The organism is Shewanella putrefaciens (assembly GCF_016406325.1).
In the GTDB taxonomy this organism is placed as follows: Bacteria; Pseudomonadota; Gammaproteobacteria; order Enterobacterales; family Shewanellaceae; genus Shewanella; species Shewanella putrefaciens.
Genome location: NZ_CP066370.1, coordinates 3,865,432 through 3,890,399, shown reverse-complemented (window position 1 = coordinate 3,890,399; position 24,968 = coordinate 3,865,432). Strand labels below are relative to the sequence as shown.

Genomic DNA, 24,968 nt, shown 5'->3' with positions numbered 1-24,968 from the left:
TTAGCTATCCAAAACTGGCAGTTAAGGTGCTGACTGTCATAGCCCAACCATCGACCAATACAAAAATCATTAACTTAAATGGGAGTGAGATAATTAAGGGCGATAGCATCATCATCCCCATCGACATAAGCACACTTGCGACCACTAAATCGATAACCAAGAAAGGCAAGAAGATTAAGAAACCAATTTGAAAGGCGGTTTTGAGTTCACTCAATACAAACGCAGGCATCAGAACAAAAAATGGCACTTCCTCTGCCGTTTTCATATGTGTAGGTTCATTGGCGATTTTTAGCATTTGTTCGAGATCTGTCTCTCTCGTCTGTGCCAACATAAACCGAGTTAAGGGGACCTTTGCAATCGAAATGGCTTCCATTAACTCGATCTTACCCTGATCATAGGGCAGGTAAGCCTCTTTATAAATCTTGTCTCCCACGGGACGCATAATAAAGATAGTGAGTATTAGCGCTATTCCTACCAGCACCCTATTGGGCGGGCTTTGTTGTAATCCTAGAGCCTGCCTTAGGATGGCTAATACAATGATAATTCGAGTAAAACTGGTAAGCATCATTAACATGACAGGCAAAAAGCTAATGGCTGTCATGAGTGCTAAAATTTCGAGTTTAATGTTAACTGCTTGACTACTTTCTCCACTGTCCAATGTAAATAAGGTCAGCCCTTCCGATGCTATAGCGTGGGGAACGAACAAAAAAGTAGAGAGTAAAAGCAGCCGAACTATCATTCGTTAATTGTCCCATCCAGCGCGATACTTTCTATTTCTAACAGACGTACACCGTATCGACCTGCGACTTCTACGACTTCACCTCGACCGAGTAGTGCGCCATTGACTCTGATATCCAGAGGCTCACCTACCATACGATCGAGTGCGATAACATCACCTTCTCCCATACGGTTTAGCTCACCTAATGACATTTCTGCACTGGCAAGTTCGAGAGTAACTTGTACCGGAAGCTGTTGAAAAAAATTGTTATTCTTCAATTTTCGGCTTTGGGTGTCCTGTTTTGACAGGCTTTTTTCGGAGAAAATATCGTCATCTAATAGAAAATCATCATCCGATAAAATAGGTTGTTCAGCCAATGTCGTTCTCCTCATACTGGTAAACATCTTGAGTCAATTTCGCTACCATCAGCCCTTCATGACTATGCACAGTTGCATGAAATAGAGGGGTACTTCCGATGGATAACAAGGTTTTTGGATATAAATTAATGGGTAAAATATCACCAGTGTTTAACTGACCAAGGGAGTGTACTGGGATGTTATGTTGCCCAAGTGTCACTTGAATTTTTACTGGAAGATTCTTTAGCCAAATGGCTAATTTTGCAGGTAAATCTGCACTTACTTCTGATTTTTTAGGTTGTTCTGCTAAATGTCCAAGTAAATGTTCGGTTAAGCAAAAAAGCATCGGTGGTGTTTGTGACTCTTGGCTAAAATTGAACGACCATACCGCCGACACAGCAAGCTCCATTTGACCTTTAATCAATTCAACTTCAAGAGCACTGGTATCTATTGTGTTATTTGGCAGCTTATCAACCACTGACAGCAATAACTTTCTGGCCAATCTAAATTCAGACTGGCTAGGATCCCTTAAGGGGGAGTTTAATGGCGTTGACATACTGCCATAGTAATTACTTGCTAATTGATCGAGCGTACAACGATCTATCCTCCAATAACCCAGAATATTCTGCTGGTGCTTCAATATGAACCAAGCGTAGTAATGCTCAGGGATAATGGGTTTTCTAGGTTCAGTTAAATGAGAACTAGAGACAGCCGAATGCCCCTGTCTTAGAAGGGGAGATAAAATGTTATTGATGGCATCAATAAGTGGGCGATGCAACTGAACCAGTTGTTGTAATAAACGGGTTCTAGCGAGTTTCTCTTGGACTAACATAATAGGCCGGATCATCTCATCCGAACTCGCTTTAATAAGCCGAGCTTTTGCGGTTATCTTCATTTTACTTCCTATTAAATGCAGTTTCAGTACCGCGAGAATTTAGTCTGTAACTTACAATGCTCATTTCTGTATAAAAAGCGTACTTAAATCGAGTGCTAAAGGTTTTTACTTATCTCAGTCAATCATCTATAGATATTCAATAGGGTCAAACGGAGTGTGGAATAGATATGCAGGAAGCGTTCCGTTTTAAACGAGGCTGATAATAAGGTAATCCGGCTAAGGTATTCAATAATAATTATTGATAAAATAGAAATAAATGTGAATGAAATGATATTTAAAGTGATTTGTAAAGAGAATGTGCTACGGATAACTGTACAATCTTTTATTTAGATTAAATGACTTCTTTATTTGTTGTGTCAATAAATTGTCGTGAAAACTTTATTTTGGCAATGGTGTTTTTTTTGACGTTTTAATGATTTTTTGTCATTTCATACTGTAAACATAACTTCGGTCCATCTTAGTTATTGTTTTATATTGGTTTTACTTTTTACCGCAGTTTATAATGTTTTGCTGATGTAAATTTAATCAGTTAAGTTGAGTTTACTATTTTATTGCAATGATAATATTTTTATCATTCTGATATATTAATTTACAAGTATATTTGGTATAAGTCAGTCTTAAGTTATATGTATCAGGATGTCACGATTAATTGTGGTATCTGGTGTAGTGATTCAGAGGTTCATAGCGTCTATTTTTATCTGTACTTTTATATTTTTACTTCAGTTGTTATAGATATCTAAAGAACTGGTTAATTTTGAAGTGGATCACACTTTTGTTCGTGGTGGATGTTTTTTGATCTTTATGCTTTTTGTTTGGTAATAGTTTTGATGCAGTGAATAAGCATATGGTTATCACTATACAAGGGAAGCAATGCTTCCTCTTTTGATTTATGCTGAATGGGAAGTTTTATTTCCGCATTGAGTGTTTATTTTTCAATATGCCAGCCAGTATAAATGGTTAATATATTATCTATTTGGTTAGTTGTAATAAATTTTATTTAAACTCAATTACACAAAAAATTAGTCCATTAACTAAGGTGTTATTTCATGTGCGGTAAACAAGAGGGTGTTGGCGAGTGAGAAGCCTAAGTATACGGATTGAAGGGCTAAATCTATCGGCGGATCTTATATGCAAAATAATGCATGAAAATTTTTGCCTTTGGAATGATAAAATGGACTTGCCTTGGCTCACAATCGTCAATCTTTCTGATTGTAGTCCTAGTGACGTAAAGGATTATCTCGCTCGTTTCCCTAGTCGTAACCAGCTTGCTTTGTTGGCGCCAGAACAAGGTGAGTTAGCCGCCGCAGCGATGCGTGCTGGCGTTCAAGACTATTTATTAATTCCCGTAGAAAGTGAGCAATTGCTCGCGTCTATTCATCGATTACGACGGTTAGAGTTACCTGACTCTAGTTTGGTGGTATCGGCATCTGTCAGTCGGCAGTTGTTGATGCTCGCCCATCGCGCAGCAACCACTGAAGCCAGCGTTCTATTACTGGGCGAAAGTGGTACAGGCAAAGAACCTCTCGCTCGTTATATTCACCGTCATTCTTCGCGTTCACATAAACCTTTTATTGCGATTAATTGTGCTGCAATTCCAGAAAGTATCCTTGAGTCCGTATTGTTTGGGCACGTAAAAGGCGCCTTTACAGGTGCAATTTGTGATAAGGCCGGGAAATTTGAGCAAGCCAATGGCGGTACGTTATTGCTCGATGAAATTGGTGAAATGCCTTTGACGTTGCAGGCGAAATTACTGCGAGTTTTGCAGGAAAGAGAAGTGGAAAGGCTGGGTGGGCAGCATGCAATAGCGTTAGATATCAGGATAATTGCGTCTACTAATCGTGACTTAAGGCAGGCAGTAGAGCTCGGCCATTTCAGAGAAGACTTATTTTATCGTTTAGATGTTTTACCGTTGAAAATTTCTCCTTTAAGAGATCGAAAGGCAGATATTTTGCCTCTTGCTGAGCACTTCTTGGACTTATATCACCAGCCAGATACCACCAGTACTTGTTATTTTAGTGAGCACGCAAAGCAAGCCCTTGTGTCCTATGATTGGCCCGGAAACGTAAGGGAATTAGAAAATTGTATCCAGCGGGCATTGGTGATGCGTCGTGGGCTTGCAATACAAGCTGCCGATCTTGGCTTAAACATTCAGCTAGAAGTGCAGGCGGTTGAGCATCCAGAAGTGACTGATGGACTTAGGGCTTCAAAGCAGCAGGCGGAGTTCCAATATATTATCGACGTACTTAAGCGTTTCAATGGGCAACGTACCTTAAGTGCACAGGCGTTAGGGATGACGACGAGAGCGTTAAGATATCGACTCGTACAAATGCGGGAAGCAGGGATTGATATTGAAATGTTATTAGAACAAGCGGGCCGCGCTGCTTAGCGTGATACAAAGTAATAGGAAAAAATATGTCTTCTGGAGCGATAGTTAGCTCGAATATGCTAATGGACACCTTAAGTATTCATCGGGAAGTGGCTAAAGGAGCGATCAATATCTCCCCTAACCCCGCCGATAATGGTCAGGCTTATGGCTCATTTACGGACTTGATAAAGAGTAAGGTGGCTGCCGTTAACCAAGATCAGAATCAATCCTCTATGGCGATGACTGCGGTTGATAGTGGAAAGAGTGATGATCTTGTCGGTGCTATGGTGGCTTCGCAAAAAGCCAGTTTGTCCTTTGCGACTATGCTTCAAATTCGTAATCGTCTTGTGCAAGCATTTGACGATGTAATGAAGATGCCTATTTAAGGAATTGTGTGAATGTCTACCACTTTTGTTCAATCAGGTCAGGATATTACGGGAACTGAGCGTTCGTCAGGCCTCATTGCTGATATGACCCAGAAATGGCATAAGTTTAACCGTGGAGATCGTCAGGTCATTGCCTTAGCGCTACTCGCTGTGGTTGTTGCCAGCGTAATAGTGTTAATGCTCTGGACGGCAACGGCGGGGTATCGACCTTTATACGGTAGCCAAGAAAATGTCGATACCTCTCAAGTGCTTAATGTATTAGAAGCTGAAGGGATTCATTACCGTCTTGAGGCAAATACAGGGGCAGTGCTGGTGGCTGAGGAGCAAGTCGGTAATGCACGTATGCTCTTGGCGGCGAAAGGCGTGAAAGCGAAAGTACCTTCAGGTATGGAGGCGCTCGATAATAATGCGCTTGGTACGAGCCAATTTATGGAGCAAGCCAAATATCGCCATAGTTTAGAAGGTGAGTTAGCCCGCACTATTATGTCATTAAAGTTAGTGAGAGCGGCCAGAGTTCATTTAGCCATACCTAAACAGAGTCTATTTATTCGTCAGGAGCCGGAATTACCCACGGCCTCTGTGATGTTGCAGCTTGACCCCAATACACGTTTATCTGAATCACAGGTTGAGGCCATTGTTAACTTAGTGGCTGGCAGTGTAACTGGACTCACCGCAAGTAATATTAAAGTCGTTGATCAAGATGGTCGGTATTTAAGTGAAAACATTTCGGGTAATCAAGATCTTAGCCAGTCTAGGAATAAGCAATTACAATACACTCGTGAGTTGGAACATAGTTTAGTCGCCAATGCTGCCTCTATGCTGGAGCCTGTGCTTGGACACGATAATTTCCAAGTACGAGTGACGGCAAAAGTTAACTTCAATCAGGTTGAAGAAACCAAGGAGTCACTCGATCCACAAAATGTCGTAACCCAAGAGCGCACCAGTATTGATGACTCGAGTAATAGTATTGCGGCAGGGATCCCTGGTGCTTTAAGCAATAAGCCTCCTCAGGTCGGGACCGCGGCAACGGATGACAAAACACGTAATCTGAAGCAAGAGGAAAGTCGTCAATATGATGTTGGACGTTCTGTGCGTCATGTGCGTTACCAACAAATGCAGCTTGAAAACCTCTCTGTCTCAGTACTCATCAATAGCGCGGCGGGTCAAGGGGTATTTAATAATGAGGCTCAGCTTGTTAAGTTTGGCAACATGGTGAAAGATGCCATTGGTTTTTCAGCGGCAAGAGGTGACAGTTTTACCATCAATGCTTTTGAATTTACGCCGACAGTGGTGGCTGAAATACCGACTTCTCCTTGGTGGCAATCCGAAAATTATCAATCCTATTTACGCTATATCATAGGTGGGATCCTCGGTTTTGGGCTTATTTTGTTTGTCTTACGTCCTTTGGTTAAACACTTAACTCGTACGGCACAAATCACTGCCCCTAGTATAGAACCAGCAGCATTAAGTGCGGCATCAGCCAATGCCCTTGATGGGCCAACGGTTGATTATGCACCTAATCAAGCCCATCAATTACCGAGTGCTGATTGGCTAGGCAGCCAAGGTTTGCCTGAACCAGGATCACCTTTAACGGTGAAGATGGAACATTTAGCATTATTGGCAAATAAAGAACCCGCACGTGTTGCAGAAGTGATAGCTCATTGGATAGGCGATAAAGACGGTGAATAACTCAATCGAAATTAAGATGGATAATTACGCCCAAGCAGCCATGTTATTGCTGAGTATGGGAGAAGAAGGTGCAGCTAGGGTGATGGCGCATTTAGACCGTAACGACGTACAGCACTTAAGCCACAAAATGGCGCGGTTATCCAGTATTACTCAGCAAGAAGCAGAAGCTGTTCTTAGTCGTTTTTTCCAGCGTTACAAAGAGCAATCGGGTATTGCAAGAGCCTCACGCTCCTATTTACAGAAGACACTCGACATTGCGCTCGGGGATAGACTGTCAAAAAGTTTAATTGACAGCATTTACGGTGATGAAATCAAAGTGCTAGTGAAGCGGCTTGAGTGGGTTGATCCTCAATTACTTGCACGGGAAATCACCCATGAACATTGTCAATTACAAGCGGTATTGTTAGGGCTTTTGCCCGCAGAGAGTGCAGCTAAGATATTGAAAATGTTACCGAGCGATAGCCAAGATGAGGTGCTTGTCCGTATTGCACAACTGGGTGAGTTGGATCGTAATGTTGTCGATGAATTACGTGAGCTTGTCGAGCGTTGTATGTTGATGGCAATGGAAAAAAGTCATACACAAGTGGCGGGTGTAAAACAGGTTGCAGATATACTCAATCGCTTTGAGGGCGATCGTGAACAGTTGATGGAAATGATTAAACTCCATGATAAACAAATGGCGATTGACGTCACCGATAACATGTTTGACTTCATTATTTTAGGTCGTCAAAAACAAGAGACATTACAAACCTTGCTAGGGCAAGTCCCCTCAGAAACTTTATCACTCGCATTAAAGGGTATTGATTTTGAATTAAAAGATGCCTTGCTCAATGCGCTACCTAAGCGGATGTCATCGGCGATTGAAACCCAAATAGAAGCATTAGGGGGTGTACCTGTTAGCCGAGCGAGCGGTGCACGAAAAGAGATCATGGAGCTTGCTAAACAATTGATGCAAGAGGGTGAAATTGAATTGCAGCTATTTGAAGAGCAGGTCGTTGTCTAATGGAAAACAAGCATTCACGTTGGCGTCTAAATCCGAATCTTGCACGTCGCTATCGTTTCCCAGCGTTGCATGATGCTGTTGATTCCTCAGATACAGGTAGTGATTTTCAAAGCTATCAGCAGGCATTTGATGAGGGGTATGAGGAAGGCGTGCTCCAAGGCAAGAATGCGGGCTATGAGGCGGGGATAGAAGAGGGGCGCATTGCAGGACATGCGGCAGGTTTTCATCAAGGTAAACTGGAAGGTGTTGCCGCAGGTAAAACCTCTATTAATGAACAGCTTAATAGTCTGCTTGTGCCGCTTGGTGCCTTGCGGGAATTACTTGAAGATGGGCATGCTAAACAGGTACGTGAGCAACAAAACTTGATCCTTGATTTGGTCCGTCGGGTTTCACAGCAAGTGATACGCTGTGAGCTAACCCTTCAGCCACAACAGATCCTCAAACTCGTGGAAGAAACGCTGAGTGCCTTGCCCGATGATCAATCGGACATGAAGATCCATTTAGAGCCTAATGCTGTGATTAAATTAAAAGAACTGGCTGAGGATAAAATCCGCGGCTGGAATCTGATTGCAGATAGCAATATTTCGGCGGGCAGTTGTCGTATTGTCAGTAATAAATCCGATGCAGATGCCTCGGTTGAAACAAGACTTGATACCTGCATGAAGTTAGTTGAAGCCAAGTTACATGAGGCCGATATTGGAGGCTGATTTTTTCCAAGACGATTGGCCACGGGTACCGGTTGCTCGAGTTTATGGACGTCTTATCCGAGTCAATGGTTTATTGCTGGAAGCCGTTGGTTGTCAGCTTGGCATGGGCGATCGTTGTCAGATAGAAGGACGTCATGGTCGTTTAATTGAGGCTGAGGTCGTTGGTTTTCACCGAGATGTACTTTGCCTTATGCCTATCGAACCTACTCAGGGGTTGATGCCGGGGGCGAGAGTATTGCCTATTACCCATGAGCAAACGATTGCGATTGGTGATGGATTACTCGGCAGGGTGCTTGATGGGCTCGGCCAGCCACTCGATTTGTTCGGCGATCTCACCGATGTTTCACAGGTTCAGCAATCACATACCAGCTATAACCCATTATTACGACAACCTATCAGGCAACCGCTTGACGTTGGGATCCGTGCCATCAATAGCTTACTGCCTATAGGTAGAGGGCAACGACTGGGGTTATTTGCGGGCTCTGGTGTAGGTAAAAGTGTATTACTCGGCATGATGACGCGTTTTACCGATGCGGATGTTGTGGTGGTGGGTTTAATTGGTGAGCGTGGCCGTGAGGTGCGTGAGTTTATTGAGGAAACGCTCGGCGAAGAGGGTCGTAAGCGCGCGGTGATTATTGCAGCACCTGCAGATACTACCCCACTCATGCGCTTGCGTGCTATGCGCTTATCCCATTCTATTGCCTGTGCCTTTCGGGATCAGGGCAAGCAAGTGTTGTTATTGGTTGATTCATTGACGCGTTATGCACAGGCACAGCGTGAAATCGCCCTGAGTTTAGGCGAGCCGCCAGCAACAAAAGGTTATCCTCCATCGGCGTTTGCACAGTTACCCAGATTAGTTGAAATGGCGGGAAATGGTGAGCATCCAACGGGCACTCTGACGGCTTTTTATACCGTTCTAGTGGAAGGGGATGATCAGCAGGATCCGGTTGCTGATGCTGCACGGGCTATTTTAGATGGTCATATCGTACTGAGCCGTAAACTTGCAGAACAAGGGCATTTTCCTGCCATTGATATTAATGCCTCGGTTAGCCGTCTTGCGATGCAGATAGCTACGGCGAGCAGTATCGAGCAGAGTCAGATATTTAGGCATATTCTAAGCCGTTATAATGAAGTGAGAGATTTATTGCCTTTAGGAGGGTATCAAGCGGGCCAAGATCCTGAAATGGATCTGGCAGTACGTGTATACCCAGAGATGGCAAAATTTTTACGTCAAACCACGCAAACTAAAATCAATCTCGCCGAGAGTTTAGTGCAGTTAGAGCAATTGATGGGAGTCATGGGATATGAGCCAGCGTCATCTCTCTAAGTTATGTATACAAGCTGAAAAAAAGTTAGCCCAGCTTGGTCAAAAGCGCGAAGATTCCAGCCAGAATGTCCAACTGAACCAACAACAGCATCAAGCCCTGTCGCAGATGATTTTTACTTACCGTGGTGCTAAAGAAGGCGGCAATGTTTTACTTTGGCAAAATTCGGCAAGTATGGCGCAAGCCCTTGAACCCATGCGGGTAAAGTTAGTTCAAAAAGACATGTTTCTTCAACAGGAGCAACAACGTATTGATCGGCTTTGGCGTAAACAGTTAGGGCGTCAACAAAGTTTAAAGTGGCTTGAAAAACAAACACATCTTCAGGAAAAGGCGCGAGTGGCTCGCAATGAGCAGGCCATAGTTGATGATATGGCAGGTATCTATTATAAGAAGAAAAGTTAATCAGTTCAGGGAGTCACCACAATACCACTCTTGCCTATGATAGAGTGCTTTGGACACTCCCGCTCATAGAGTTTACTTAGCGTTTGGCGCCGTAATCAATTTCTTGGTGTTGGCCATCGCGATTCAAAATTCGGTTAATGGTTTCTTGTTGCATCACAAGTAACCGTCCGTTGGTTTCATTGGCAGTTTGGCTATCTTTGACTAACAGTTGTAAGTTGTCCCATGACATTTTAATTTGTGGTCTTAAGTGATCGGGTAGGGCGGTAATTAAACGCTTCATACCCGTGTTGTCACCATTAAAACCGAGAATTGCGAGATTTTCACTACGTTGTTTAGCTCTTAACGCGAGTTTATTGCAAAGTGCCGTTTGACGCTCGTTGTGGGCAAGGAGTGCATCATTATCTCTGCGCTGCATTAATTCACGTTGATGCTTAAGCATCGCTTTTAGTTGGCTATATCCATCAAGATCTTGACGAATGTCCCGTATTAAGCTTTGAACGAGTTCACGCTTATTTACTTGGCTATTTTCCATGTTGTATCAGTATCTTTTCTGCAATTTTATCTAAGCTCAGTTCAAAGCTACCGTTACTTAATGCTTGACGAATGGCTGCGACTTTATCCGTATCAACATCAGAGATAGTGTGTAACTCTTTATGGGTTTGTTCCAGTAATTGCCAGTCATCACTAATATCTTGCTTCGCAGATGCTGGTAAATTTTCTGATGCAACAGGCTTTTTTGGCGTATTAACGCTTTTACTTGTGTTGAAATCAGTGCTTAACGCACTGTTAATTTTATTAATTTCCATAGATGTTCATCGTCATAAATGGTCTGATACTAGATATAGGCGACCCTAATGGTGTTTTTCTAAAATAAAATTTTGATTTATTTAGATCCGGTCTACAGCCTAAAAGCGGGTTTGCACTCTGCCTTTTGCAACTGGGTAAGCGGTAATGATTTTGCCTGAACTTGTATTTCTCACTCGAATGGCATCTCCCTGCTTACCTGCATCCATCGCGACCCCTAGCATATTGGCATAAAAGGTGGCACTGGCTGCCTCGATAATCACTTCCTCTCCGATGCTCACAAGCCATGGCGCGCTTAGGTTATTCGTTCTTATTGGTTTGTTTTTCCTTATTTTTCTAGCTACAGCCTGACCTAAAATATGCTTTTCATCGGTAATGATATCTTGATCTGATGCCGTTAATTGCAGCATTTTCCATTGTAAATTTTCTGCTGTGACAACCTCATCCCGTTCGAGGGTTTTACTCGTGACAGGAATGTAAGCACTGAGATCAACCTTAGCGCGAACATACAGTGACCAACCTTCAGAACTGCAACTGACTTTGCGCTGGAGCCGACCAAAAGGGAGTCCTTTGGCAGCTTCAATATTCAGCGCTGTACTACACGTTTTTAATTTTGCCGTACTCGATGGAATGTGTAGTGAGATTTTTTTACTGATCTTTTTGATCTCCTGCGACTCTTGCCAGCGTGCAATTTCGGCTGACACGGCATTTGTCATTTGCTGAGATATTTGCTCAGTTGCAGAAAGCTTCCCTTTCGCCTGCACATTGAGCGGAAGTAGTAATAGGCTCAATAACAAAATGAGGGAAAAAGACTTTCCGTCTATTCGTAACGCGTTCATGTAACCAACTGTTTTATATTGATAAGTATATTGGCATGCTAATTGTAAGCTGCTTGGCCATCGATATTAATTTAGGCATACAGTACTAGGAGTTTAGATGGCTATCAACCTTGATAAAGCATTAGGAATACATCCTCAGACACTCGATTTTAGAGTGGAGAGAAGCAAGGTATTAGCGAGCAATTTAATCAATGCCGAAACTCCAGGGTATAAAGCAAGAGATTTAGATTTCAAGGCAGCCATGAAGCAGGTTGAAGCTGGCATGCAAATGAATCAACAGTACAGTCTTGCTTATCGCATGCCTTATCAAAACTCCGCCGATGATAATACCGTGGAACTCGGTAAAGAACAGGCGAGATATTCACAGAATGCGATGGATTATCAAACGAGTTTGACTTTTTTGAACATGAAAATAGCAGGTCTAAAATCTGCCATTGAAGGTCGTTAGGAGCCTATATGTCATTTGGTGATATTTATCAGATAGCGGGTGCTGGCATGAATGCCCAGACCATACGTCTAAATACGGTGGCGAGTAACCTCGCTAATGCGGGGGCCGCTGCAGAAACTCCTGAGTCAGCCTATCGTGCCTTAAAGCCGGTATTTGCCACTATTTACGATTCAACTCAACAAGGGGCTATCGGAGCGTCGATTGAGGTGAGCGATATAGTGCAGGCGGATGCGCCATTAGATATGCGTTATGAGCCGAATCATCCCTTTGCCGATGAACAAGGTTATGTCGCTTATTCTAACGTAAACACCATTGAAGAAATGGCTGACATGATGGCAGCGAGCCGTTCATTTGAGACCAGTGTAGAAGTGATGAATCGTGCTCGCTCTATGCAGCAGGGCTTATTGCAACTAGGAAATAAATAGCATGGAAGTGGCTAGCGCAACAAATAACCCAGTCCAGAATCCTGCTGGCGCATTGGCGGCACCGGGGAATGATGCAGCATCATTAAAAAATGAATTTATGACATTAATGATTGCGCAGATTAAAAACCAAGACCCGACCAAACCGCTTAACAGTGCTGAATATATCTCTCAGCTAGCGCAGTTTTCGCAGGTCGAAAGTTTAGAAGGGATGCGGAAGAATCAATCCAACCAAATGATCATGATGGAAAATTTAGGCATTGTGCAATCGGCGTCTTTGATCGGCAAGAATGCCATGGTGCCTGTGTCTGAATTTAAGCTCGATGGTGAAACGGTTGAGGGAAAAGTGTATTTGGAGAATGCGGTTGAAGCACTCGATATCGAGATTGTGAATTCCGAAGGGCAAGTTGTCCATACTATGCAATTAGGTGCGCAAGCTGTCGGTGATATTCGTTTTGCTATCGATCCAGATGAGCTGGGATTAGAAAAAGGCCAATATGAAATCAAAGCGAAGGCGACACTGGGTGAAAATAGTTTAGTCGCGCCTACGTATATAAAAGCACCGATAGAGCGAATCCATTTTTCCAGTGCATCGGGCATGATGATGGCTGAAATGGGCCATGGTGTCGGTGTGATTTCAGTTCTCAATATTTCTGAAGTTTCGTAACTCATTTTATAGGAAATTAAGATGTCATTTAACATAGCTTTAAGTGGATTACAGGCGACGACCCAAGACCTCAATACCATCAGTAATAACATCGCCAACGCATCAACCAATGGTTTCCGTGGTGGACGCAGCGAGTTTGCATCTATCTATAACGGTGGCCAAGCGGGTGGTGTTAGTGTGATGTCCACGACGCAGAACTTCTCTAAGGGTGGCAGCTTAACGTACACAGGCCGTCAACTTGATATGGGCATTCAAGGAGAAGGCTTCTTTGTGCTTAAGGGCACCGATGGCGGCGCTATGTATGCTAGAGCGGGGATGTTCCATAAGGATAGCCAAGGCTTCATTACCGACCCCGTAGGCAGTCGTTTGCAGGGATATTCTGTGAATGCCACTGGAAAAATCCAGCAAGGTAATGTGGGTGATTTACAGGTACAAACCGCATCACTTGCAGCAAAAGCGACAACTCAAGTTGGCCTTGTTTCCAATTTAGATGCCAGAGTAGACCCTATAGCCGTTGCTTTTGATCCTAAAGATATCAATAGCTATCACTCAATTGGAACGACTAGCGTTTATGATTCCTTGGGTGCAGAGCATGTTGTGACTCAGTATTATGTCAAAACTGCACCGAATGAATGGACTGTTAATTATACTCTGGATGGCGTTCAACTCACCGAACAAACGACATTAACATTTGATGCTAAAGGTGTTTTAGACCCAGCAACGACCAAACAAGCCTTCGATCTTACCTTACCTAACGGCGCATCCAACCTCCAGTTTGAAATTAATTTCGATAAAAGCACTCAGTATGCCGCCAAATACAACAACTCCAGCTTATCTCAAGACGGTTATACCTCGGGTGAATTGAAAGGGGTGCGCTTAGATGATAACGGTATGCTGTATGGCACTTATACCAACGGCCAAGAGCAGTTACAGGGACAAGTCATCCTTGCTAACTTCAGCAATCCAAATGGTTTGTCCGCAGTGAGTAACAATGCTTGGGTCGCGACTAATACGGCGGGACAAGCGATTACTGGCGCGCCATCAACGGGCACTATGGGAACCGTAACTGGCGGGTATTTAGAGGGCTCGAATGTCGATACGACTGCTGAAATGGTTAACCTTATGTCGGCACAGCGTAATTATCAGTCCAACGCTAAAGTGCTTGATGTTAACTCGACAATGCAGCAAGCGTTACTTAATGCCATTTAATACGAGACGCTAACATGGAGAAGATGCTTTATACCGCGGCGAGCGGTGCAGTTCGTATTCTTGAAGCGCAAAGTATTCGTGCGAATAACTTGGCTAACGCTGAAACCGCAGGGTTTAAAGCCGATCTAGAGCGGGTGAATGCGGTTGCTTTGGCTGCTCAAGGTAATAGCTTAAATACGCGGGTAATGGCGCAGACCGAAAACAGTGGTTTTAGCCACCAAAGTGGGGTGATCAACCCTACAGGTCGAACCTTGGATTTGGCGATTCGGGACCGTGGATTATTTACGGTTGCCGTCGAGGGGGGCGAGGCTTATACCCGTTCAGGGGCTTTGATTGCTAATGCCGAGGGAGAGTTAACCATTGATGGCCGGCCAGTATTAGGAAACGATGGCCCTATCGTACTCCCTGAGCATAAAGATCTGTTCATCGGTGAAGATGGTACCGTCAGTGTGTTGCCTTCAGAAGGTGGGATCATTGAAGAAGTTGGTCGATTAAAACTAGTCAATCCCGATTTAGCTTTAATGCAAAAAGGCCAAGATGGTTTGCTTTACGGCCGAGATGGTCAGTTGATGGCGCAGGATGATGGCGTACTGGTCGATAGTGGATTCCTTGAATCGAGTAACGTGCAGGCCGTGTCGGAGCTTATTGCGTCGATGGATCTGAGCCGTCAGTTTGAAATTCAGGTTAAGTTAATGAAAAGTGCCGAAAAACTAGCTGAGGCTGGTAATCGTTTGCTGGGTAATGTTTAAGGATTAGTGGTATGCAATCAGCGTTATGGGTAAGTAAAACTGGCCTAACAGCACAAGATACGAAAATGACCGCCATTGCCAACAACTTGGCAAACGTGAATACCACAGGCTTTAAGCGTGATCGTGTCGCCTTTAATGATCTTTTTTATCAAGTCCAGCGTCAGCCGGGCGGTCAGGTCGATGCATTAAATAACCTCCCCTCTGGATTACAACTCGGAGCTGGTACAAGGGTCGTGGGTACCCAAAAGATATTCACGACAGGGGATATGCAAAATACCAGTCAGCAACTGGATTTGGCGATTCAAGGCCATGGTTTTTTTCAAGTTGAAGAACCTAATGGCGATCTTGCTTATACCCGTGATGGTCAGTTTTATCGCAGCAGTGAAGGCATGATGGTCACGTCGCAAGGGCTACCCTTAGTGCCTAATATTGTGATCCCTGAAGATGCGTTAACTGTCACGATTGCCAGTGATGGTGTTGTTACTGCACAAATGGCTGGCGAAGCTGAGCCACAAGATTTAGGTCAAATCACACTGGTTAATTTTACCAATCCAGCAGGATTAGAGGCACGTGGTGACAACCTTTACCGTGAAACTGCTGCATCGGGTGTGGCTGTTGAAGGTGTCGCTGGTGATCAAGCTTTAGGTGCTTTAAGACAGGGCGCACTAGAGGGCGCAAACGTCAATGTAGTGGAAGAAATGGTTGAAATGATTTCTACCCAAAGAGCATATGAGATGAATGCCAAGGTCGTTTCAGCCTCAGACGATATGCTCAAATTCCTCAATCAATCGGTTTAGGGAGGCGGTAATGCACTGGTTATGGCTTTTATGTTTTGCACTGCTGTCGGGTTGTATGTCACATATTCCAGATCAGGAAACCAAACCTGGAACCAAAGAGTGGGCTCCACCAGAAATTGACTACAGCTTGCCAGATGCAAAAGATGGCAGTCTTTATCGTCCCGGCTACATGTTGACGCTATTTAAGGATAAACGTGCTTTCCGTGAGGGCGATATTTTAACTGTTGCGTTAGATGAAAAAACTTATTCGAGTAAAAAAGCGGATACCAAAACGAATAAAGAACAAGATATTGGCATGGGACTTAAGGGAAATGTCGGCGAAAAAACCGCCGATGCGGATGGTAAAACCTCCTTTTCTCGAGGGTTTAATGGCGCAGGTTCCAGTACACAGCAAAACCAATTATCAGGTTCGATTACCGTTACCGTCTCTAAGGTTTTGCCTAATGGCACCTTGTTGATCCGTGGTGAAAAATGGCTGCGATTAAATCAAGGCGATGAATATTTACGCCTGCTTGGCATCATACGTACCGATGATATTGGCAATAACAACACCATATCATCGCAGCGTATTGCCGATGCCAGAATTATTTATGGTGGTCAAGGCGCTATTGCCGACAGTAATGCTATGGGGTGGGCTTCTCGCTACTTTAATAGCCCATGGTTCCCGCTTTAACCAAGGATTTTTGTAATGCTACGTTGTTTATTATTGCTACTTTTGGTTAGTGGAACATTACAGGCTCAAGAGCAAAGTCAAAGTCGTTATTTGATGGATATTGTTGATGTACAAGGGCTACGTGATAACCAACTGGTAGGCTACGGTTTAGTTGTTGGCTTAAGTGGCACGGGTGATCGCTCTCAAGTCAAATTTACCAGTCAATCTGTTGTTAATATGCTTAAACAATTTGGCGTACAAATTGATGATAAAACCGATCCTAAATTAAAGAACGTTGCCGCTGTTGCTGTGCATGCCACTATTACCTCCCTAGCGAGCCCTGGTCAGTCCTTGGATGTGACCGTTTCATCCCTTGGTGATGCGAAGAGCCTCCAAGGGGGGACTTTATTAATGACGCCACTACGTGCTGTCGATGGCGAAATTTATGCGGTGGCACAGGGGAACCTCGTTGTCGGTGGTATTTCTGCCGCGGGTCGTAATGGGTCATCTGTGACTGTCAATGTCCCAACGGTTGGCACCATTCCCAATGGCGCCTTACTTGAGGCGCCCATCAAAAGTAACTTTAGTGATAATGAAGACATTATTTTAAATCTGAAAGATCCCAATTTTAAAACGGCTCGAAATATTGAGCGCGCAGTGAATGAACTCTTTGGTCCCGATGTGGCGCGTGCACAAGATCATGCCAAGGTATTGATACATGCACCTAAATCGAATCGAGAGCGTGTGACATTTATGTCCATGCTTGAAGAACTTAAGATTGACCAAGGCCGACGTTCACCCCGGATCGTGTTTAACAGTCGTACTGGTACTGTGGTGATGGGGGGCGATGTAGTTGCAAGAAAAGCCGCCGTAAGCCATGGCAATTTAACAGTGACGATTGTCGAGCGCCAAAATGTCAGCCAACCTAATGGCGCTTATCTTGGCAATGCAGCGGGAGAAACCGTCGTCACTAACGATAGCCAAGTGCTGGTTGAGCAAGGTAATAAACGGATGTTTGTGTGGCCAGAGGGCACGTCAATCGAGGAGATTGTGAGAGCAGTTAATAGTTTAGGTGCTACTCCAATGGATTTGATGGCTATCCTGGAAGCCTTATCCGAAGCGGGTTCCTTAGAAGCTGATTTGGTGGTGATCTAATGAAAGTTGAAAATCCAAACGGTTACTTAAGTAAGCTCAATGCCGATGAGCTGATAAAGGCTAATGGTGAGCAGGGCGCGCTAAAGATGGTTAGCCAGCAATTTGAAGCCCAGTTCCTGCAAACAGTGCTTAAACAGATGCGTTCCGCCACCGACGCGATGGCCGATGAAGATAATCCTTTAACGGCCAAAAGTAATAATGGCCTTTATCAAGACTTACATGATGCGGAGTTGGCAAATCGCTTGAGCCAAGTCAATGGTATGGGATTAGCAGAAGTGATGACTAAGCAGCTATCACGTTCATTTCAGTCCGAGAAAGATCCGGTCGCCTTTGATCCTCAACAGATGACAACTACAGCAATGCAGCCTGCGCTTATAATGCGGCCCATTGTGAAGGATTTTAAATGAGCATGTTGAATATTGGTAAGTCTGGCTTACTGGCAAGTATGGCGGCATTGAATGCGACGTCAAATAACGTCGCTAATGCTATGGTTGCAGGTTATTCACGTCAGCAAGTCATGCTAAGTTCAGTTGGTGGCGGCGCATATGGCTCTGGCGCGGGTGTGTTTGTGGATGGTGTTCGGCGGATCTCAGATCAGTACGAGGTCGCCCAATTGTGGCAAACCACGAGTGCCGTTGGCTTTTCTAAAGTGCAAAGCAGCTATTTGCGTCAGGCTGAACAAGTATTTGGTGCAGATGGAAATAATATTTCAAAAGGTCTTGACCAATTATTTGCAGCATTAAACTCCTCTATGGAGCAGCCTAATTTAATCGCTTACCGACAAAGTGTGCTCAATGAGGCTAAGGCCGTCGCTCAAAGAGTGGATGCGATTAACGATAATATTGACTCGCAGCGTAATCAGATCAATGGGCAACTGGGGACATCGGTCAAAGAGATAAACGCACAACTTGCGATTATTGCTAATTTCAATCGAGATATTCAGGCTGCCAGTGTGACAGGTACAATTCCACCTGCACTGCAGGATGGCCGCGATGCGGCGATTGATGACTTAGCCGCTATTATCGATATTCGTGTCGTTGAAGATAGCCAAGGTATGCTCAATATCTCGCTGGCCCGAGGTGAGCCGTTATTGACTGGAAATACCGCGGCTAAACTGACCAGCGCACCTGATCCTGCTAACCCTAAAAATAATCTAGTATCGATTCAATTTGGGGCGAGCCAGTTTAACGTCGATGAGACTGCGGGCGGCAGTTTAGGGGCATTACTTAACTATCGTGATACTCAACTTGCTGACTCTCAAGCCTATATTGATGAATTAGCGGTGATGTTGGCAACCGAGTTCAATTCAATTCTCGCTTCTGGTACTGATTTAAATGGTGCAACACCATCACAGGATCTCTTTACGTATCAAGCCAATAATCCTGGTGGGAGTTTATCGCTAACTGCTGGTTTTACACCTGATAAACTTGCCTTTGGTCAGGATGGCACCCAAGGAGATAACACAAACTTGAAAGCCTTAGTGCAGTTGGCCAATAAGGAACTGAGTTTTACTAGCCTTGGTAGTAGTACCAGCTTAGCGGAATCCTTTTCCAGCAAAGTCGGCCAATTGGGTTCTGCTTCCCGCCAGGCTATTTCATTTGCCAAAACCAGTGTGGATTTGCAAAAAGATGCACAAGTCCAGTGGGCGAGTACCAGCGGTGTTAATCCCGATGAAGAAGGGATTAATCTGATCATTTATCAGCAGTCTTATATGGCCAATGCCAAGGTGATTTCCACTGCGGATCAGCTGTTTCAAACTATGCTAAGTAGCTTTTAAGGACATTATCCATGCGTGTAACAATGCAAAATCTCTACACTAATAATTTAAACAGTTTGCAGAACACAACGTATGATGTCGCACGTTTGAATCAAATGCTTTCTAAAGGCGTTTCGATATTAGCGCCTTCTGACGATCCTATCGGCGTTGTTAGGGTAATGGATAACCAGCGCGATTTAGCGTTAGTGCAGCAATACATTAAAAATATCGACTCGTTAAGTACCAGTATGAGCCGCTCTGAAACCTATTTATCCAGTATGGTTGAGACGCAGCAACGGATGAAAGAGATCAGTATTGCCACCAATAGCTCAAACCTTTCGGCAGAAGATAGAGCTTCCTATGCTTCTGAAATGGAAGAACTCTTAAAAGGCTTAGTGGATAATATTAATGCTACAGATGAGTCAGGTAATTATCTTTTTTCAGGTAATGTGATTGATAAAATCCCCGTTGTTAAAGATGCTACTGGTCGATATGTGTATCAAGGTGATGCCAATCAGAGAACCGTGCAAACCTCAAATTCTTCATGGACAACGGCTAATGTCACCGCTGAGCAGTTATTATTTTCTAATGCAGGGCAAGATATTCTAAACCAAACAATGGATTATATTAGTGTGTTGAAGGATCCGAGTTTGTCGCCAAGCGATCCCGCCTTTAGTGCCGCCGCTAATGGAATACAAACCGCCTTAAGTGAAACCTTAGATAGCATAGGCGCGGCTATTACAGATTTTGGTGGCAAGCAGAATAATCTCGCGTTAGTGAAAAGCTCCCATGAAGAGATGGTGTTATTTAGCAAGCAAGTGATCGGTGAAACGCAGGAGCTTGATTATGCTGCCGCTACCGCGGAGTTCAATGTGAAGCTAACCGCATTAAAAATCACTCAACAAACGTTTGTGCAGATTAGTCAATTGTCCCTTTTCAATCATATGTAGGTAATGAGTTAAATGATCAAAGGGATCGGTGAGTCGCTTACTCAATTACACCAAAGTCAGACGGTAACGTCTCAATATGTTGCACCAATATCGGCTTCACCGCGCAGCATCCCTAAGGCGCGGCCTATCCCTAAACATAGGTTAGAAGCCTATGGTCGTTGGGCTAAAGTGACTCAAGAGCAGCATAATATCAGTGCTTCGCAAGTTGTATTACAGAGTTTAATCTTAGCTAAGCAGTTAATGGGGCAGCTTAATAAGCAGTTACAAACCTGCCTGTTTAATAAGAATACGATTATTGAGGATACCTTAAACAGAGCTGAAGAAGTGAGGCGTCAACTTATTGAAATAAAACCTCACTACCAAGGCAAGCGTTTACTCGATCATCATCTCAATTTGATTTCAGTATCCCAGCCTGCCGCTTTGCATCTTTTTAAGTTTAGGCGGGTGGATCTCACCTCGCCTAAGAGCCGTGATGAACGCATAACGCTATTTACTGAAAAGCAAACATTGCATTTGCTTTTACCAGCAAATAAAAATCGCCTAGCGCTACAAGAGATAATAGGGCCCGTATTAGCTTCGATCGGGATTGGTATTGATCGTTCATCCCCCCATGACACTGTATTTATGGCGCAGGATGACACTTGGACAAAGCTTTGCGGTGGGATTTTAATGGTCGGTGAGGGCCAAAGACTCCCTGCTGGTGAGCCAAGAAATATTCCACTTGAAGAGATATTTAGTTGGCAAGATCCCCGTGAATGGCATTTTGATAATACTGAAAAGTTAAAAATCACCTTAGCTAAAATCGCTAAGGTTGAGAAAAAAGTGACATTACAAATAGAGGAGATTAACGCTTCCCATCGCTTATTACTCGCAAAGGTTAAGCAATTGACCGCATCCAGTCAGCCTAAGGTTGAACTCCAGCATTTGCATAAATTTATGCAACCCTATCCTTTTTCCTATCAAGTGACATCTTTAATGGCGCAGGGAAATACCAACCGTGAGCAAGTTAGCGCATTGCTACTCTAATTTTTGAGTTGAATCCCAAGTTAGCGCATTTAATTTTTGAAAATACGATTTTGGGTTTTAGTGTTGAGGGATTTGTGTCGCCTTATTGAGTTATGCCTGAATTCAGGTTTAACCAAGATAGCCGTTATTTTCTGGAGAATTAATATGTTAGGTGTTCACACTAATTACGCTTCAATCGTTGCACAGGGCGCTGTAAACAAAAGCAATAACCTACTGACTAACGCGATGGAGCGTTTATCAACAGGTTTACGTATCAACAGTGCATCAGATGATGCAGCGGGTCTGCAAATTGCTAACCGTATGAATGCAAACGTGAAAGGTATGGAAACTGCCTCACGTAATATTTCAGATGCGACCTCTATGCTGCAAACTGCTGATGGTGCGTTAGAAGAGTTAACGACCATTGCCAATCGTCAAAAAGAATTGGCGACCCAAGCGGCTAACGGTGTGAACTCAGCAGATGATTTAACTGCATTGGATGCTGAGTTTAAAGAGCTAAACAAAGAAATTTCCCGTATTCTCGATAATACAACTTATGCTGGTAATAACCTGTTCACTAAGTTGGAAGCGGGTGTGACTTTCCAAATTGGCGCAGGAACGGCTGAAACATTGGCCGTTACAACAACAGCTATCGATGACGCTGCATTAGCAGCAGGTGATCTAACAACAGGTGCTAACGCAGCGATTACGCTCGTGGATACATTCCTTGCTGCTGTTGGTACTGAGCGTTCAACTTTAGGTGCCAATATTAACCGTCTTGGCCATACTGCGGCTAACTTAGCCAGCGTGACTGAAAACACTAAAGCCGCAGCAGGCCGTATTATGGATGCCGATTTTGCGGTTGAATCAGCCAATATGACGCGTAACCAACTGCTTGTTCAAGCAGGTACTACAGTACTGTCTTCTGCTAACCAAAATACGGGTTTAGTGATGGGCTTACTGCGCTAATTAGGCTGAATTAAAGCCGTTTTAGTCTTGAGTGCCAGTGAGCTTAGCTTGCTGGCATTTTTTATGCCCTAACATCTTTATCGTGATGAGCACATAGTATCTCACCCTGATCTTTTTACTGTTATACACGATATTTTTTGAATATTGGTTTTAGTTATCTGCAGTCGCTGTCGCCTTACTGAGTTATACCTGAATTCAGGTCTAAACAAGACAACTGTTATTTTCTGGAGAATTAATATGTTAGGTGTTCACACTAATTACGCTTCAATCGTTGCACAGGGCGCTGTAAACAAAAGCAATAACTTACTGACTAACGCGATGGAGCGTTTATCAACAGGTTTACGTATCAACAGTGCATCAGATGATGCTGCAGGTCTGCAAATTGCTAACCGTATGAATGCAAACGTGAAAGGTATGGAAACTGCCTCACGTAATATTTCAGATGCGACCTCTATGCTGCAAACTGCTGATGGTGCGTTAGAAGAGTTAACGACCATTGCCAATCGTCAAAAAGAATTGGCGACTCAAGCAGCTAACGGTGTGAACTCAGCCGCCGATTTAACAGCGCTAAATGATGAATTTACTCAATTAAACGCTGAAATTACACGTATCGTGGAAAATACAACCTATGCGGGTAATAAATTATTTGATACAGGTGTGTTAACTACTGGTACTGGCGTGAAGTTCCAAATTGGAGCTGGAACCGCAGAAACACTGGATGTGAAGTTAGGCGCCATTCCTAAAACGGTTGCAGGTACCTTAACTGGCGGTACTGCTAATGCTGCTATTGCACTTGTTGATACCTTTCTTGAAACCGTGGGTACTGAGCGTTCAACTTTAGGTGCCAATATTAACCGTCTTGGCCATACAGCGGCTAACTTAGCCAGCGTCACTGAAAACACCAAAGCGGCTGCTGGCCGTATTATGGATGCCGATTTTGCGGTTGAATCTGCCAATATGACGCGTAACCAACTGCTGGTTCAAGCAGGTACTACAGTACTGTCTTCTGCTAACCAAAATACTGGCTTAGTGATGGGTCTACTGCGTTAATCTAGCTCAATCTACGTTAGCCTTATTTTACTTGGCTTAACCTAAGGTTGCAGATTTAGCGTTAATGCCAGTGAGCTAAGCTGACTGGCATTTTTATTATTTAAGCCATCCAAATATGCCAATGCAATGGTGTCGCAATCGCTGTTTCAGATTCAGTAGTGGAAGTAGGCTTTCCGTTTGACACTGAGCTACGGAAGTGAGTTGTTATTTTTAGCGATAAAATCTATTTAATCTGCTTAAAAAACAAAGCGTTTACCTTGGCATGTGTTTTGCTTTTCAATTTGTTGGAGGTAGTTATGATTTCAGGTATGAATGCGGCACAATTTGCTCAACAACTGATAGGTGCAGATCGCGCCGGTAAAGATACGCTTTACAAAGGCAAACTAACAGCAAGCAAAACACAGTTAGATGCCTATACGCTGCTCGAAAATAATATGAAGAAAATGGCCACCAAGCTAAGTGAACTGGGTGGCGATGCGGCGAAAAGTAAAATTGCCACTGTGACGGGCGAAAATGCGACTGCAACAGTTAAATCCGATGCGCCAAAGGGTAACTATGACCTGAGTGTACATAAACTTGCACAAGCCCATCAGTTGACTAAAGCCTATTCCTCAGAAAACGAGTTGTTACCAACATCGGGCGTGATCAGTATTCAAGTCGGTAGCGATCCGACTAAGCGTATGGAAATTGATTTAGCAACGGTTAATGGCGGTGCGGCTATTTCTGTGTCCCAGTTACGGGATCAGATCAATAAACAAGCGGGCAATCCTGGTGTGCAAGCGTCACTGGTGCGCACGGGTAATCAAATCGAGTTTATGCTGTCTTCAAAGGAATCGGGCGTCGCGAATCAAATGAAGGTCGAGTTTAATGGCGCCGACTGGGGCATGACAGAACGTCGCGTGGCACAAGATGCTGAACTCACATTAAATGGTATCAATATTACCAGTAGCAGTAACTACTTAGAAAATGTGGTTGATGGCGTTAGCCTCGAATTAGTTAAGGTACATGCGGCTGGTGAAAGCAGCATGATTAAAGTTACAGACGATTTTGAAGCGAATAAGAAAGCGGTTAAGGATTTTGTCGATTCATTTAATTCCTTAATGACGCAAATTAATCAATTAACCCGTTCTATGGGCGTTAAAACTTCTGATTTAGGTACTTCCGATAAAGATAAGGAAGATAAAACCACCGCAGTGAGTGAAGCACAAATTGGTGTGTTGAAAGGGGATACCTCTATCCGCTTACTCCAGTCTCGATTACGTGATTCGGTTTTTGCAACGGCTGCTAATGGGATGCGTTTGTCTGATATCGGGATCGAGATAGGTCGTGATGGAAAACTGAAAATTGACGATGCTAAGCTGACCGATAGTTTTAAAAGTGATCCTGAAAAAGTACAAGCCATGTTTACGGGCCCAGACAGCTATGTCAAAAGTATCGAAAAGACCCTAAAACCTTTTACCCAGTTTAATGGCTATATCGATCAAAAGCAGGAAGCACTAAATAAACAGATCAAAAGCGTGAATGACAGCATGGCGCGCCATGATTATCAAATGAATCAAAAATACCAAATTTATTTGGCTCAGTTTACGGCGATGGAATCTACCATTAACCAATTTAATTCTGCTAGTCAGTTGTTTTCATAGGAAGTTG

28 protein-coding genes are annotated in these 24,968 nt (G+C 43.7%); 22 read left to right on the top strand and 6 right to left on the bottom strand.

Annotated features, from left to right (window positions below):
* Window positions 1-4 precede the first annotated feature (4 nt).
* Genes fliP through JEZ96_RS17315 form a run of 3 tightly spaced genes read right to left on the bottom strand, consistent with a single transcriptional unit; the run spans window position 5 to window position 1,969 of the window.
* Window positions 5-739, bottom strand: coding sequence for a flagellar type III secretion system pore protein FliP (gene fliP / locus JEZ96_RS17325; protein ID WP_011787846.1), 735 nt, complete (start codon window positions 737-739; stop codon window positions 5-7).
* A complete protein-coding gene (locus JEZ96_RS17320; protein ID WP_025008807.1) occupies window positions 736-1,095 on the bottom strand; it encodes a FliM/FliN family flagellar motor switch protein in 360 nt (119 codons plus the stop codon). Before JEZ96_RS17320 ends, fliP begins: the two co-directional genes overlap by 4 nt.
* The gene (locus JEZ96_RS17315; protein ID WP_011787848.1) at window positions 1,088-1,969 is read right to left on the bottom strand and encodes a FliM/FliN family flagellar motor switch protein; all 882 of its coding nucleotides are present in this window, start codon (window positions 1,967-1,969) and stop codon (window positions 1,088-1,090) included. The genes JEZ96_RS17320 and JEZ96_RS17315 overlap by 8 nt, the downstream gene beginning before the upstream one ends.
* Window positions 1,970-3,044: 1,075 nt before the next feature.
* Here JEZ96_RS17315 and JEZ96_RS17310 point away from each other — a divergent pair.
* From JEZ96_RS17310 to JEZ96_RS17280, 7 genes are read left to right on the top strand one after another with little or no spacing between them, the layout of a single operon-like run.
* Window positions 3,045-4,355: a sigma-54 dependent transcriptional regulator gene (locus tag JEZ96_RS17310; protein WP_011787849.1), complete on the top strand. Its 1,311-nt coding sequence runs from the start codon at window positions 3,045-3,047 to the stop codon at window positions 4,353-4,355.
* Window positions 4,356-4,381: 26 nt separating this feature from the next.
* A complete protein-coding gene (fliE, locus tag JEZ96_RS17305; RefSeq protein ID WP_011787850.1) occupies window positions 4,382-4,720 on the top strand; it encodes a flagellar hook-basal body complex protein FliE in 339 nt (112 codons plus the stop codon).
* Window positions 4,721-4,732: 12 nt separating this feature from the next.
* Entirely contained in the window at window positions 4,733-6,409 is a 1,677-nt protein-coding gene (fliF, locus tag JEZ96_RS17300) for a flagellar basal-body MS-ring/collar protein FliF (RefSeq protein ID WP_011787851.1), read from the top strand.
* Between the two features lie 16 nt (window positions 6,410-6,425).
* A complete protein-coding gene (locus JEZ96_RS17295) occupies window positions 6,426-7,412 on the top strand; it encodes a flagellar motor switch protein FliG (RefSeq protein WP_011787852.1) in 987 nt (328 codons plus the stop codon).
* Window positions 7,412-8,119: a flagellar assembly protein FliH gene (fliH, locus tag JEZ96_RS17290; RefSeq protein ID WP_011787853.1), complete on the top strand. Its 708-nt coding sequence runs from the start codon at window positions 7,412-7,414 to the stop codon at window positions 8,117-8,119. The genes JEZ96_RS17295 and fliH overlap by 1 nt, the downstream gene beginning before the upstream one ends.
* A complete protein-coding gene (locus tag JEZ96_RS17285) occupies window positions 8,097-9,446 on the top strand; it encodes a FliI/YscN family ATPase (RefSeq protein WP_011787854.1) in 1,350 nt (449 codons plus the stop codon). The genes fliH and JEZ96_RS17285 overlap by 23 nt, the downstream gene beginning before the upstream one ends.
* Entirely contained in the window at window positions 9,424-9,846 is a 423-nt protein-coding gene (locus tag JEZ96_RS17280; protein WP_011787855.1) for a hypothetical protein, read from the top strand. Before JEZ96_RS17285 ends, JEZ96_RS17280 begins: the two co-directional genes overlap by 23 nt.
* 76 nt (window positions 9,847-9,922) lie before the next feature.
* On the opposite strand, the gene JEZ96_RS17275 is transcribed toward JEZ96_RS17280, so the two are convergent.
* From JEZ96_RS17275 to flgA, 3 genes are all read right to left on the bottom strand, one after another.
* The gene (locus tag JEZ96_RS17275) at window positions 9,923-10,378 is read right to left on the bottom strand and encodes a flagellar protein FlgN (protein WP_011787856.1); all 456 of its coding nucleotides are present in this window, start codon (window positions 10,376-10,378) and stop codon (window positions 9,923-9,925) included.
* Window positions 10,368-10,652, bottom strand: coding sequence for a flagellar biosynthesis anti-sigma factor FlgM (flgM, locus tag JEZ96_RS17270; protein ID WP_011787857.1), 285 nt, complete (start codon window positions 10,650-10,652; stop codon window positions 10,368-10,370). The genes JEZ96_RS17275 and flgM overlap by 11 nt, the downstream gene beginning before the upstream one ends.
* Window positions 10,653-10,751: 99 nt before the next feature.
* Window positions 10,752-11,489, bottom strand: a complete 738-nt coding sequence (gene flgA, locus JEZ96_RS17265) for a flagellar basal body P-ring formation chaperone FlgA (protein ID WP_025008121.1) — start codon at window positions 11,487-11,489, stop codon at window positions 10,752-10,754.
* Between the two features lie 97 nt (window positions 11,490-11,586).
* Between flgA and flgB the strand changes: the two genes are divergently transcribed.
* The 15 genes from flgB to fliD all read left to right on the top strand — a co-directional run bounded on the left by flgB (window position 11,587) and on the right by fliD (window position 24,961).
* Window positions 11,587-11,937, top strand: coding sequence for a flagellar basal body rod protein FlgB (gene flgB, locus JEZ96_RS17260; RefSeq protein WP_011787859.1), 351 nt, complete (start codon window positions 11,587-11,589; stop codon window positions 11,935-11,937).
* An 8-nt stretch (window positions 11,938-11,945) separates the two neighbouring features.
* A complete protein-coding gene (flgC, locus tag JEZ96_RS17255) occupies window positions 11,946-12,362 on the top strand; it encodes a flagellar basal body rod protein FlgC (protein ID WP_025008122.1) in 417 nt (138 codons plus the stop codon).
* A 1-nt stretch (window position 12,363) separates the two neighbouring features.
* Window positions 12,364-13,026: a flagellar hook assembly protein FlgD gene (locus JEZ96_RS17250; RefSeq protein ID WP_011787861.1), complete on the top strand. Its 663-nt coding sequence runs from the start codon at window positions 12,364-12,366 to the stop codon at window positions 13,024-13,026.
* A gap of 21 nt (window positions 13,027-13,047) precedes the next feature.
* On the top strand, window positions 13,048-14,235 hold the full coding sequence (flgE, locus tag JEZ96_RS17245) for a flagellar hook protein FlgE (protein ID WP_025008123.1): 1,188 nt from the start codon (window positions 13,048-13,050) through the stop codon (window positions 14,233-14,235).
* Between the two features lie 14 nt (window positions 14,236-14,249).
* On the top strand, window positions 14,250-14,984 hold the full coding sequence (locus JEZ96_RS17240; protein WP_011787863.1) for a flagellar basal body rod protein FlgF: 735 nt from the start codon (window positions 14,250-14,252) through the stop codon (window positions 14,982-14,984).
* A gap of 11 nt (window positions 14,985-14,995) precedes the next feature.
* A complete protein-coding gene (gene flgG, locus JEZ96_RS17235; protein ID WP_011787864.1) occupies window positions 14,996-15,781 on the top strand; it encodes a flagellar basal-body rod protein FlgG in 786 nt (261 codons plus the stop codon).
* A 10-nt stretch (window positions 15,782-15,791) separates the two neighbouring features.
* Window positions 15,792-16,454: a flagellar basal body L-ring protein FlgH gene (gene flgH, locus JEZ96_RS17230; RefSeq protein WP_011920053.1), complete on the top strand. Its 663-nt coding sequence runs from the start codon at window positions 15,792-15,794 to the stop codon at window positions 16,452-16,454.
* Window positions 16,455-16,469: 15 nt separating this feature from the next.
* Window positions 16,470-17,588 (top strand): flagellar basal body P-ring protein FlgI, encoded by a 1,119-nt coding sequence (locus JEZ96_RS17225; RefSeq protein ID WP_011787866.1) that lies wholly within the window; start codon window positions 16,470-16,472, stop codon window positions 17,586-17,588.
* Entirely contained in the window at window positions 17,588-17,995 is a 408-nt protein-coding gene (locus JEZ96_RS17220; protein ID WP_011787867.1) for a rod-binding protein, read from the top strand. The genes JEZ96_RS17225 and JEZ96_RS17220 overlap by 1 nt, the downstream gene beginning before the upstream one ends.
* Window positions 17,992-19,365: a flagellar hook-associated protein FlgK gene (gene flgK / locus JEZ96_RS17215; RefSeq protein WP_128090229.1), complete on the top strand. Its 1,374-nt coding sequence runs from the start codon at window positions 17,992-17,994 to the stop codon at window positions 19,363-19,365. The genes JEZ96_RS17220 and flgK overlap by 4 nt, the downstream gene beginning before the upstream one ends.
* Window positions 19,366-19,376: 11 nt before the next feature.
* Window positions 19,377-20,294 carry a flagellar hook-associated protein FlgL gene (gene flgL, locus JEZ96_RS17210; protein ID WP_011920049.1) on the top strand — a complete coding sequence of 306 codons (918 nt, stop codon included), beginning with the start codon at window positions 19,377-19,379 and terminating at the stop codon, window positions 20,292-20,294.
* 12 nt (window positions 20,295-20,306) lie between these two features.
* On the top strand, window positions 20,307-21,320 hold the full coding sequence (locus JEZ96_RS17205) for a hypothetical protein (protein WP_025008125.1): 1,014 nt from the start codon (window positions 20,307-20,309) through the stop codon (window positions 21,318-21,320).
* 144 nt (window positions 21,321-21,464) lie between these two features.
* Window positions 21,465-22,268 (top strand): flagellin N-terminal helical domain-containing protein, encoded by an 804-nt coding sequence (locus JEZ96_RS17200; RefSeq protein ID WP_011787871.1) that lies wholly within the window; start codon window positions 21,465-21,467, stop codon window positions 22,266-22,268.
* A 237-nt stretch (window positions 22,269-22,505) separates the two neighbouring features.
* On the top strand, window positions 22,506-23,318 hold the full coding sequence (locus JEZ96_RS17195) for a flagellin N-terminal helical domain-containing protein (RefSeq protein WP_011787872.1): 813 nt from the start codon (window positions 22,506-22,508) through the stop codon (window positions 23,316-23,318).
* A gap of 296 nt (window positions 23,319-23,614) precedes the next feature.
* Window positions 23,615-24,961 (top strand): flagellar filament capping protein FliD, encoded by a 1,347-nt coding sequence (gene fliD / locus JEZ96_RS17190; RefSeq protein WP_128090230.1) that lies wholly within the window; start codon window positions 23,615-23,617, stop codon window positions 24,959-24,961.
* Window positions 24,962-24,968 lie beyond the last annotated feature (7 nt).

Bases quoted from the DNA above. Each gene is read 5' to 3' on its own strand.
- fliP (WP_011787846.1), bottom strand. From the start codon at position 739: ATGATAGTTCGGCTGCTTTTACTCTCTACTTTTTTGTTCGTTCCCCAC.
- JEZ96_RS17315 (WP_011787848.1), bottom strand. From the start codon at position 1,969: ATGAAGATAACCGCAAAAGCTCGGCTTATTAAAGCGAGTTCGGATGAG.
- fliE (WP_011787850.1), top strand. From the start codon at position 4,382: ATGTCTTCTGGAGCGATAGTTAGCTCGAATATGCTAATGGACACCTTA.
- fliF (WP_011787851.1), top strand. From the start codon at position 4,733: ATGTCTACCACTTTTGTTCAATCAGGTCAGGATATTACGGGAACTGAG.
- JEZ96_RS17295 (WP_011787852.1), top strand. From the start codon at position 6,426: ATGGATAATTACGCCCAAGCAGCCATGTTATTGCTGAGTATGGGAGAA.
- fliH (WP_011787853.1), top strand. From the start codon at position 7,412: ATGGAAAACAAGCATTCACGTTGGCGTCTAAATCCGAATCTTGCACGT.
- JEZ96_RS17285 (WP_011787854.1), top strand. From the start codon at position 8,097: ATGAGGCCGATATTGGAGGCTGATTTTTTCCAAGACGATTGGCCACGG.
- JEZ96_RS17280 (WP_011787855.1), top strand. From the start codon at position 9,424: ATGAGCCAGCGTCATCTCTCTAAGTTATGTATACAAGCTGAAAAAAAG.
- JEZ96_RS17275 (WP_011787856.1), bottom strand. From the start codon at position 10,378: ATGGAAAATAGCCAAGTAAATAAGCGTGAACTCGTTCAAAGCTTAATA.
- flgM (WP_011787857.1), bottom strand. From the start codon at position 10,652: ATGGAAATTAATAAAATTAACAGTGCGTTAAGCACTGATTTCAACACA.
- flgA (WP_025008121.1), bottom strand. From the start codon at position 11,489: ATGAACGCGTTACGAATAGACGGAAAGTCTTTTTCCCTCATTTTGTTA.
- flgB (WP_011787859.1), top strand. From the start codon at position 11,587: ATGGCTATCAACCTTGATAAAGCATTAGGAATACATCCTCAGACACTC.
- flgC (WP_025008122.1), top strand. From the start codon at position 11,946: ATGTCATTTGGTGATATTTATCAGATAGCGGGTGCTGGCATGAATGCC.
- JEZ96_RS17250 (WP_011787861.1), top strand. From the start codon at position 12,364: ATGGAAGTGGCTAGCGCAACAAATAACCCAGTCCAGAATCCTGCTGGC.
- flgE (WP_025008123.1), top strand. From the start codon at position 13,048: ATGTCATTTAACATAGCTTTAAGTGGATTACAGGCGACGACCCAAGAC.
- JEZ96_RS17240 (WP_011787863.1), top strand. From the start codon at position 14,250: ATGGAGAAGATGCTTTATACCGCGGCGAGCGGTGCAGTTCGTATTCTT.
- flgG (WP_011787864.1), top strand. From the start codon at position 14,996: ATGCAATCAGCGTTATGGGTAAGTAAAACTGGCCTAACAGCACAAGAT.
- flgH (WP_011920053.1), top strand. From the start codon at position 15,792: ATGCACTGGTTATGGCTTTTATGTTTTGCACTGCTGTCGGGTTGTATG.
- JEZ96_RS17225 (WP_011787866.1), top strand. From the start codon at position 16,470: ATGCTACGTTGTTTATTATTGCTACTTTTGGTTAGTGGAACATTACAG.
- JEZ96_RS17220 (WP_011787867.1), top strand. From the start codon at position 17,588: ATGAAAGTTGAAAATCCAAACGGTTACTTAAGTAAGCTCAATGCCGAT.
- flgK (WP_128090229.1), top strand. From the start codon at position 17,992: ATGAGCATGTTGAATATTGGTAAGTCTGGCTTACTGGCAAGTATGGCG.
- flgL (WP_011920049.1), top strand. From the start codon at position 19,377: ATGCGTGTAACAATGCAAAATCTCTACACTAATAATTTAAACAGTTTG.
- JEZ96_RS17205 (WP_025008125.1), top strand. From the start codon at position 20,307: ATGATCAAAGGGATCGGTGAGTCGCTTACTCAATTACACCAAAGTCAG.
- JEZ96_RS17200 (WP_011787871.1), top strand. From the start codon at position 21,465: ATGTTAGGTGTTCACACTAATTACGCTTCAATCGTTGCACAGGGCGCT.
- JEZ96_RS17195 (WP_011787872.1), top strand. From the start codon at position 22,506: ATGTTAGGTGTTCACACTAATTACGCTTCAATCGTTGCACAGGGCGCT.
- fliD (WP_128090230.1), top strand. From the start codon at position 23,615: ATGATTTCAGGTATGAATGCGGCACAATTTGCTCAACAACTGATAGGT.